This window comes from Ruegeria sp. O5 (assembly GCF_056535105.1).
In genome coordinates, this window is the sequence record NZ_JBQERN010000001.1 from 898,872 (window position 1) to 908,100 (window position 9,229).

At 56.8% G+C, this 9,229-nt stretch carries 7 protein-coding genes and 1 pseudogene; 5 read left to right on the top strand and 3 right to left on the bottom strand.

Annotated elements, in window-relative coordinates; genetic code table 11:
- Window positions 1-21: 21 nt before the first annotated feature.
- Window positions 22-1,125 carry a cupin domain-containing protein gene (locus ACR0M3_RS04485; protein WP_480909836.1) on the bottom strand — a complete coding sequence of 368 codons (1,104 nt, stop codon included), beginning with the start codon at window positions 1,123-1,125 and terminating at the stop codon, window positions 22-24.
- On the bottom strand, window positions 1,088-1,363 hold the full coding sequence (locus ACR0M3_RS04490; protein WP_267365812.1) for a hypothetical protein: 276 nt from the start codon (window positions 1,361-1,363) through the stop codon (window positions 1,088-1,090). Before ACR0M3_RS04490 ends, ACR0M3_RS04485 begins: the two co-directional genes overlap by 38 nt.
- Before the next feature lie 189 nt (window positions 1,364-1,552).
- Here ACR0M3_RS04490 and ACR0M3_RS04495 point away from each other — a divergent pair, with 189 nt between their 5' ends.
- From ACR0M3_RS04495 to ACR0M3_RS04510, 4 genes are all read left to right on the top strand, one after another.
- A complete protein-coding gene (locus ACR0M3_RS04495) occupies window positions 1,553-3,826 on the top strand; it encodes an NADP-dependent malic enzyme (RefSeq protein WP_267365814.1) in 2,274 nt (757 codons plus the stop codon).
- A gap of 48 nt (window positions 3,827-3,874) precedes the next feature.
- Window positions 3,875-4,264, top strand: coding sequence for a GFA family protein (locus ACR0M3_RS04500; protein WP_480484268.1), 390 nt, complete (start codon window positions 3,875-3,877; stop codon window positions 4,262-4,264).
- A gap of 231 nt (window positions 4,265-4,495) precedes the next feature.
- On the top strand, window positions 4,496-6,385 hold the full coding sequence (prpE, locus tag ACR0M3_RS04505) for a propionate-CoA ligase PrpE (RefSeq protein WP_480585192.1): 1,890 nt from the start codon (window positions 4,496-4,498) through the stop codon (window positions 6,383-6,385).
- 88 nt (window positions 6,386-6,473) lie between these two features.
- A complete protein-coding gene (locus ACR0M3_RS04510) occupies window positions 6,474-7,901 on the top strand; it encodes an amidase family protein (protein ID WP_480909837.1) in 1,428 nt (475 codons plus the stop codon).
- Between the two features lie 250 nt (window positions 7,902-8,151).
- On the opposite strand, the gene ACR0M3_RS04515 is transcribed toward ACR0M3_RS04510, so the two are convergent.
- Window positions 8,152-8,958: an NAD kinase gene (locus ACR0M3_RS04515; protein WP_480484271.1), complete on the bottom strand. Its 807-nt coding sequence runs from the start codon at window positions 8,956-8,958 to the stop codon at window positions 8,152-8,154.
- A 123-nt stretch (window positions 8,959-9,081) separates the two neighbouring features.
- On the opposite strand from ACR0M3_RS04515, the pseudogene glyA reads away from it, so the two are divergent.
- A pseudogene (gene glyA / locus ACR0M3_RS04520) lies at window positions 9,082-9,229 on the top strand (serine hydroxymethyltransferase); the annotation flags it as partial.

Genomic DNA, 9,229 nt, shown 5'->3' on the forward strand with positions numbered 1-9,229 from the left:
CCCCTGACCCATGTTTTTCGCTTAACCCAGCGTTGTGTTGAAGGTACCGGGTAAGGTGACTTCCAACAATTCGATATTGTCTGTTGGCTCGGACAACCGTGTGCGCATCCCAGGTGGGATGACAAAAGCATCCCCTTGCTCCAGCCGGTAGGGATCGCGCCCCTCGCCTTCCAGGGTGACCTCGCCGTCCATCACAAAGGTAAAGTGAATGTCGGTGTCATGGCTGGCCCATTCCGGATCACCCGACCCTTTGCGCACAACCTGCACCCCAGCGACACCCTTGGTGTTCTCGGCAATCGTGGTGTCGCGGCAGATGTACCCCGGCAGGCGGAAGGGCATCCACTCGGCACCCTTGGCCTGATTATAGACAAAGCGTTGCCCCTGCCATTCGCGGTCCGGGCGGATGTGCGGAGTGGGAAGTGTCATGTCATGGTCGATCTCTGTGACATGCTCAGCCGGCACTCCGATCTCAATGACCTGAACATTATCAGATGCTTCGAGAACGCGGTGCCGGATTTCCGGAGGTTGAATAAAGCAGTCCCCCGCTGTCAGACGCATTTTCTCGCCCTGATCCTCATAGACCACATCCACCCAGCCATGGATGCAAAAGATCAGCTGAAACCCGACCTTGTGAAAATGCACCATGTCCGGAACCGGTCCACCATCGGGAATGCGGATATGGCTGGCAATAATCGACCCGCCCAGCCGATCCGGGACCAGATCGCGATAGTGCATCCCGGCCCGGCCAATGATCCAGGGGGCCTGGTCCTTGAGCCTGCGCACGACAAAGGAATGCACGGTCTCTGGCATCACCAGTGGCGGATTTCGTTCTTCAATTTCGATTCGGGTGCCATTCGGGGCTACAAGAACGCGTTCACCACCCGCGAAATCAGACGGATCATCCGTCAGGATACGCAATGTTCCCGGACTTTCCGGTGCGTCTTTTTCAATGCGCAACCGCACGCCATGCCCCGAAAACACCGCGACGCGCGGATCGTCAGCGGGATAAATCATGTCCATCTTCATCCCCAGTTTTTTTGTGTAAAAAGGGATGTCGTCGCGAATTTCCTGTGTGGGCAGGCGAATCTCAGCGTGCGTTTTCGCCAGATCGGATGTCTTGGTCATCAGTATTCTCTTCGAATTGCAACTTTGGCCATCCGATCAGAACAGAGGTCAAAATGCCAATCGAAAAGAACATCTCCGGCATTTCTTCCATAACGAAGAAGCGCATTTCAATAATCACAGGTAAAACTCCGCCGTTCAGCGTGATGAACTCGACCAAATCTGGGTGACGACAACCGCCCAACACCGCTGCAACCAACATCCAACCTAATGATCCCTCGTTCGTTACCAGCCGGGTCATCAGTTCTGAATGTCACAACGGCCTTGCCAGAGTGATCTTGGTCGTCACAATGTGAAAAGGCGAAAATGAACTCAGACAATATCAATCCGAATTCACGGTTGCGACATCACGGCAGAGTTACGTAGCGTAGCCAAGTCCAAAAAAATAGTTTAAGGCTAAATCAAATTCTCAATGGGAGCTGAATCGCCGATGTCTGACACCCCCAGCCTGCGACAAGCTGCGCTCGAATATCATGAATTTCCCAAACCCGGAAAGCTTGAGATCAAGGCTACCAAACCGATGGCCAACGGGCGCGATCTGGCCCGCGCCTATTCGCCTGGCGTGGCCGAGGCAAGCCTTGAAATCAAGGCCGATGCAGCCAATGCGGAACGTTACACGGCGCGCGGCAATCTTGTCGCCGTGGTTTCAAACGGCACCGCCGTGCTTGGCCTGGGGAATATTGGGGCACTCGCGTCGAAGCCGGTTATGGAAGGCAAGGCCGTCCTTTTCAAGAAATTCGCAGGTATTGACTGTTTTGATATCGAGGTCGATCAGCCCGATCCCGAAAAGCTTGCGGATATCGTCTGTGCCCTTGAACCAACATTTGGCGCCATTAACCTTGAAGACATCAAGGCCCCCGATTGCTTCATCGTCGAGAAACTCTGCCGTGAACGTATGAACATCCCGGTTTTCCATGACGATCAGCACGGAACCGCCATTGTGGTCGGGGCTGCGGCCAAGAATGCGCTGCATGTGGCCGGAAAGTCATTTGAGGACATCAAGGTCGTGTCGACCGGCGGCGGGGCTGCCGGGATCGCGTGCCTGACCATGCTGGTGAAGCTGGGTGTGAAGCGCGAAAACATATGGCTGTGCGACATTCACGGGCTTGTCTACGAAGGACGGGCCGAGGACATGAACCCGCACAAGTCACAGTTCGAGCAGAAGTCGGATTTGCGGACGCTGGACGATGTGATTGGTGGGGCCGACCTGTTTCTGGGTCTCAGCGGCCCAAATGTTCTAAAGCCTGATATGGTCCGGAAAATGGCCAGCCGCCCGATCATCTTCGCCCTGGCCAACCCGACGCCGGAAATTCTACCAGAGGACGCGCGTGCAGTAGCACCAGACGCAATCATCGCCACGGGGCGCAGCGATTTTCCCAATCAAGTCAATAACGTGCTGTGCTTTCCGTTTATCTTCCGGGGTGCTCTGGATGTCGGCGCGACCGAGATCAACGACGCGATGCAGATTGCCTGCGTGGATGGCATCGCTGAAATGGCGCGCGCGACCACAAGCGCCGAGGCGGCGGCTGCCTATAAGGGCGAGCAACTGACCTTTGGCCCCGAATACCTGATCCCAAAACCATTTGACCCACGTCTTGTGGGCGTGGTGTCCTCGGCGGTCGCCAAGGCCGCCATGGAAAGCGGTGTTGCAAAACGCCCTATCGAGGACCTTGAAGCCTATAAGGAAAAGCTCAACCAGTCGGTCTTCAAATCAGCCCTTCTGATGCGTCCTGTGTTCGAGGCCGCGGCCGTCGCATCCCGTCGCATCGTTTTTGCCGAGGGTGAAGATGAAAGGGTTTTGAGGGCCGCGCAGGCCATTCTCGAAGAGACGACGGAAACACCAATTCTGATCGGGCGACCCGATGTGATCGAAACCAGATGTGAAAAGCTGGGGCTGACCATTCGTCCGGGCAAGGACTGTCAGATCGTTAACCCGGAGAACGACCCGCGCTATTACGATTACTGGACTTCCTACCACCAAATCATGCAGCGCCGCGGTGTGACGCCGGATCTGGCCAAGGCGATCATGCGCACCAACACAACGGCCATTGGTGCGATCATGGTGCATCGTGGCGAAGCGGACAGCATGATCTGCGGCACATTTGGTGAATTCCGCTGGCACCTGAACTATGTCGAACAGGTGTTGGACGACAGCAAACTGCGCCCGCATGGAGCGTTGTCCCTGATGATCCTGGAAGATGGCCCCCTGTTCATTGCCGATACGCATGTCCGGCAATTGCCGTCGCCGGAAGAATTGGCCGAAACCACCATTGGCGCCGCGCGACATGTTCGCCGGTTCGGGATCGAGCCCAAGATCGCCTTCTGTTCGCAGTCGCAATTCGGCAATCAGGCTGAAGGATCAGGCAAACGGCTGCGGGCGGCGCTTGAAATCCTTGATCGGCAGCCGCGCGATTTTGTCTACGAAGGCGAAATGAATCTGGATGCGGCTTTGGATGCAGACCTGCGGGCGCGTATCTTCCCAGCGTCGCGACTAGAGGGGGCGGCCAACGTTCTGATATTCGCCCACGCAGATGCTGCCAGTGGCGTACGCAATATTCTGAAGATGAAGGCGGACGGGATTGAAGTTGGCCCGATCCTGATGGGCATGGGCAACAAGGCCCATATTGTTACTCCATCCATCACCGCGCGCGGTCTGCTGAACATGGCGGCGATTGCAGGAACACCCGTGGCGCATTACGGTTAACCGGGGGCAGCCTTGCTGGCGCCCCTGCCAACAGGGGGGGGGAAGCGCATGAAAGGACATTGCCACTGCAACGCCGTGCATTGGGAAAGCGATGCCCAAGCCGCGTGGAGCTGTTATTGCCACTGTTCAGATTGCAGGCGAAACTGCGCCGCGCCGGTCACGGCTTTTTTCGGGCTGCCGCATGAGGCGGTCAGATGGTTGGGTCAGGCACCAAAGATCTATCGCTCATCGGAAGGGGTTGAACGTCTGTTTTGCGGCAACTGCGGAACCCAGATGGCCTATCGCACAGCGCGCGATACGGTGAACATTCATCTTTACACCGCAACGCTGGACAACCCGGAGACCCTGCCGCCACAGTTTCACGTGTTCCACGCCGACCACCTGCCCTGGCTGAACCTTCAGGACAAGCTGCCACGTTACGCCAAAACGGCTGGTTGAGCTGATTCTCGGAACGGCACAATATTTGCACGCAATAGTTTGCAATTTTGCAAAACTTTCTATTGCTGCGACAAAAACTGTGCTTCAACTGTAATTTTGCAAAAATTTGCAAGTCGTTTTTTGCCGATCTGCAAATTTTTTGCGATAAACTGACGCGTCGTCATGCGTCGCGCTTGCCCGGTTGTTTTCTGCGACCTAACACAATGTCCAAGCCGTTGTGAGGAGGACAAGATGGCGTATCAGGACGTTTATGACAGCTGGAAAACCGACCCCGAAGCGTTCTGGATGAACGCTGCAAAAGGGATCGATTGGGTCAAGGCCCCCAGCAAAGCACTGTTCGACGACAATGCGCCCTTGTACGAATGGTTCAGCGACGCGCGGGTCAATACCTGTTGGAATGCCGTAGACCGTCATGTGGAAAACGGGCGCGGTGAACAAACCGCCATCATCTATGACAGTCCCATCACCCACACCAAGCGCGAGATATCCTATGTCGAGCTTCGCAACCGCGTGGCCACTCTGGCCGGCGCGCTGCGCGCAAAGGGTGTCGAAAAAGGTGACCGTGTCATTATCTACATGCCGATGATCCCTGAAGCGCTTGAGGCGATGCTGGCCTGTGCCCGCCTCGGCGCCGTGCATTCGGTCGTGTTCGGCGGGTTTGCCAGTAACGAACTGGCCGTGCGCATCGACGACGCCAAACCCAAAGCAATCATCGCCGCGTCCTGTGGGATGGAACCCGGTCGCGTGGTACACTATAAGCCCCTGCTTGACGGTGCGATCGAGCTGGCCAACCACAAACCTGATTTTTGTGTGATCTTCCAGCGGGAACAAGAGGTCGCCCAGTTGATTGAAGGGCGCGATTTCAACTGGCACGGTTTCCAATACGGTGTCGAACCGGCTGAATGCGTGCCGGTTGATGGCAATGACCCGGCTTATATCCTTTACACCTCTGGCACTACGGGTGCACCCAAAGGGGTCGTGCGCCCCACTGCCGGACACCTTGTGGCACTGAACTGGACGATGAAGAATGTCTATAACGTCGATCCGGGCGACGTGTTCTGGGCAGCCTCCGATGTGGGCTGGGTCGTGGGGCACTCCTATATCTGCTACGCGCCCCTGATCCACGGAAACACCACAATTGTGTTCGAGGGCAAGCCAGTCGGCACCCCGGATGCTGGCACCTTCTGGCGCGTGATCTCGGAACATAAGGTCAAAAGCTTCTTCACCGCACCTACGGCCATCCGCGCCGTCAAACGAGAAGACCCCAAAGGCGAATTGATTGGCAAATACGATCTGTCTCATCTACAGGCCCTCTATCTGGCAGGCGAACGCGCCGACCCTGACACAATTATCTGGGCACAAAACGCGCTGAAGGTTCCGGTGATCGACCATTGGTGGCAAACCGAAACCGGCTGGGCCATTGCCGGGAACCCGCTGGGTATCGAAGAGCTTCCGGTCAAGCTGGGCTCGCCCGCAAAACCGATGCCGGGTTATGACGTGCAAATTCTGGATGAAGGCGGTCACCCGATGAAGGCCGGTGAACTGGGTGCCATCGCGGTTAAATTGCCCCTGCCCCCAGGCACCTTGCCAACACTGTGGAATGCCGAAGCACGGTTCAAGAAATCTTATCTTGAACACTTCCCCGGATATTACGAAACCGGCGATGCCGGGATGATTGACGAAGACGGGTACCTCTACATCATGGCGCGCACCGATGACGTCATCAACGTTGCCGGCCATCGCTTGTCGACAGGTGGGATGGAAGAAGTGCTGGCCGCCCACCCAGATGTGGCAGAATGCGCGGTGATCGGTGTTTCGGACCAGCTGAAGGGACAGATGCCGGTTGGCTTCCTGTGCCTGAATGCTGGTGCCACACGGGATCATGGCGATGTGGTTCAGGAAGTCGTCAAAATGGTTCGGGAAAAAATCGGGCCGGTGGCCGCCTTCAAACTGGCTGTTGTCGTCGACAGGTTACCCAAGACCCGTTCCGGTAAGATCCTGCGTGGTACGATGGTGTCGATTGCAGACGGTCAGGACTACAAAATGCCTGCAACAATTGATGATCCTGCCATCCTTGATGAGATCAAGGAAGCGTTGCAGACAATTGGTTACGCCAAGTAACCATCGGGCGGCACAGGCCGCCCATGTCATGTCCGCCCTTGCAACCTGAATCTGGGCCCCTACTGTCGCTGTAAGACAGTGAGGGCCCATGACACATACCGATATCTGGCGTCTCAGCGCCACAGAGCTGACCACCTTAACCCGACGCGGCGATCTGAGCGCGACCGAGGCGGTACAGGCCTCGATTGATCGCATGGACGCGGTGAACCCCGCGCTGAACGCGGTCGTCGAAGACTTGCGCACCGAGGCCCTGGAACGCGCGCAGTCGCTAGATGCTGCACGGCGGAGTGGTCAGCCGACCGGCCCGCTGCATGGTGTTCCTGTAACAATCAAGGTGAATGTCGATCAGAAAGGCCACGCCACCACCAACGGTGTCATTGCGCTGAAGGACGTAATCGCACCGGATGACGCGCCGGTGGTCAGCAACTTGCAAAAAGCGGGGGCCATTGTGATCGGGCGAACGAATACACCCGAGTTTTCCTTCAGGGCCGACACCGACAACCCCCTGCATGGGCGCACGTTCAACCCGTGGGGACGGCACATTTCACCCGGGGGATCATCCGGTGGCGCTGCTGCCGCCGTGATGGTAGGTGTCGGTGCGCTGGCCCATGGCAACGATATTGGCGGCAGCCTGCGCTTTCCGGCAGCCGCCATCGGAGCGGTTACGGTAAAACCGGGGTTGGGACGCGTTCCCGCGTGGAACCCAAGTCAGAAGGCCGAACGCGGATTGCTGGCGCAATCAATGTCGGTTCAGGGCCTGATCACTCGGTCGGCTGCGGATCTACACCTGTCCATGCCCAGCCTGATCGCCACCGATGCGCGGGATCCGTTCCACGTACCAATGCCCTGGCGCGGTGAGCGTTTTGACCAGCCGATCAAGGTGGCATTCACCAAGAACACCTTCGGCTATGCGCTGCACCCCGAGGTCGAAAAAGCCCTCGACACTGCGCGCGATGCGCTGGTCGATGCAGGGTACGACGTTGAAGAGGTCGATCCACCCGATGTCTTTGAATGTGGCCGGATCGGGTACCGGACCTTGATGGGCGAAGTGCTGACCCTGATGAAATCTGACATTGAAGCCGCTGGTTCCAAAACCATCCGCGACATCTTTGACGTCTACTTTCAGGAATTCCCGCCCATCGTTGAAACAGAATTGGTCCGGATGCTGGCCAAGCGCAGCTATTATGCCCGTGAATGGTCCCTGTTTATGCAGGACTACCCGCTGGTCTTGTCCCCTTTCCTGCCACAGCCATTTTTCAAACCCGACCGGGACACCGAAGGCGCGGAAGGCGTGCATGATGTTCTGGGATGCGCTGTCTATTCCTATGCGATGAACTTTCTGGGACTGCCTGCAGCCTGCGTTCCGTCACGATTGGCCAACCTTCCCAAAGGGCCTCAACCTATCAATGTACAGATCGCGGCACAGCGCTGGCGCGAGGATTTGGCCGTGGATGCCGCCGCCGCGATAGAAGCTCGCGTGGGACAGATGTGTTTCCCGCTTTGGGATCACATGTAACAAAAAATAGACCCCGGGTCATTGTGCCCGGGGTCCAGCTGCTAAAATAAGCCCGGATTTCTGATGACGAGCGTAGCACCACCCACCCTCGCCAGCGCAAAATCTGCGCAACCATTCGAAAACACCGTTTAGGTGGCCACTCACTCCCACCTTGGCGTGTTCTCCGGACAAGTTCACATTAGCCAATCATTAAGGGAATTCCTGTGAACTGCTTCACACAGGCGTGAGAAAAATTTGGGGATGGCCTATTTTACGTGAATTGTTCGGATATTAGACGTTCTTCCAACCCATGGCCGGGGTCGAAAAGGATACGGTGCGCAATGGCTGGTTCCGACCTGATCTCAACCCAGTCGATATCCGGGAAAGAAACGGAATCGGCGGCCACGATGACCGGGCGCTTGTCAGCTTCGACCACATCGAACCTGACTTTCGCCATTTTCGGCAACAAGGCACCACGCCACCGCCGTGGGCGAAACGCTGCGATGGGTGTCAGGGCCAGAACGTCAGCACCAATCGGAACAATCGGCCCATGCGCGGAATAGTTATAGGCGGTCGATCCCGCAGGCGTGGCAAGCAATGCCCCGTCACAGACCAGTTCGGCCATGCGTACCCGGCCGTCTACGCTGATCTTGAGCCTTGCTGCCTGAGGACCGGCGCGTAGCAATGACACTTCGTTGATCGCCAGCGCCTCGTGCAGTTTTCCAGATTGGTCCATCGCTTGCATGGCCAACGGGTTGATAACCTCTTCCTCGGCATCCTCCAGCCGCGCCATCAGATCGTCTTCGTGATACTCATTCATCAGAAAGCCGATCGTGCCGCGATTCATCCCGTAAACCGGAGTATCGAGATGCTGCACATTGTACAAAGTGTGCAACATGAAGCCGTCGCCGCCCAATGCAACCACTACATCTGCGTCCCGAGGTGCCACATTACCATATTTGGTCACCAGGGTGTCACGCGCTGTTTGCGCCACTTTGACCTCACTGGCGAGAAAGGCGATTCTCTTTTTCATGTTTTGTGGTTTCCGGTGTTGCACATTTGGTTCCGAAACAAACATACCTTTCCCCAATAGGCCAGTCTTGACGCCGCAGCAGGCCAAATCGTCGCTTTAAGCCTTTTGCGAATGTGGCGTTTCCGATAGGAAATCCGCAAGATTTATACCCAGCCATGTGGAGCGCCAATGAACGCCAATCTTCGTGACACCGGATTTTTCACCCAGTCCTTGTCGGACCGCGATCCTGAGCTTTTTGGCTCGATCCGGTCTGAGCTGGGTCGTCAGCGCGACGAGATCGAGCTGATTGCGTCCGAGAACATCGTCTCTGCCGCCG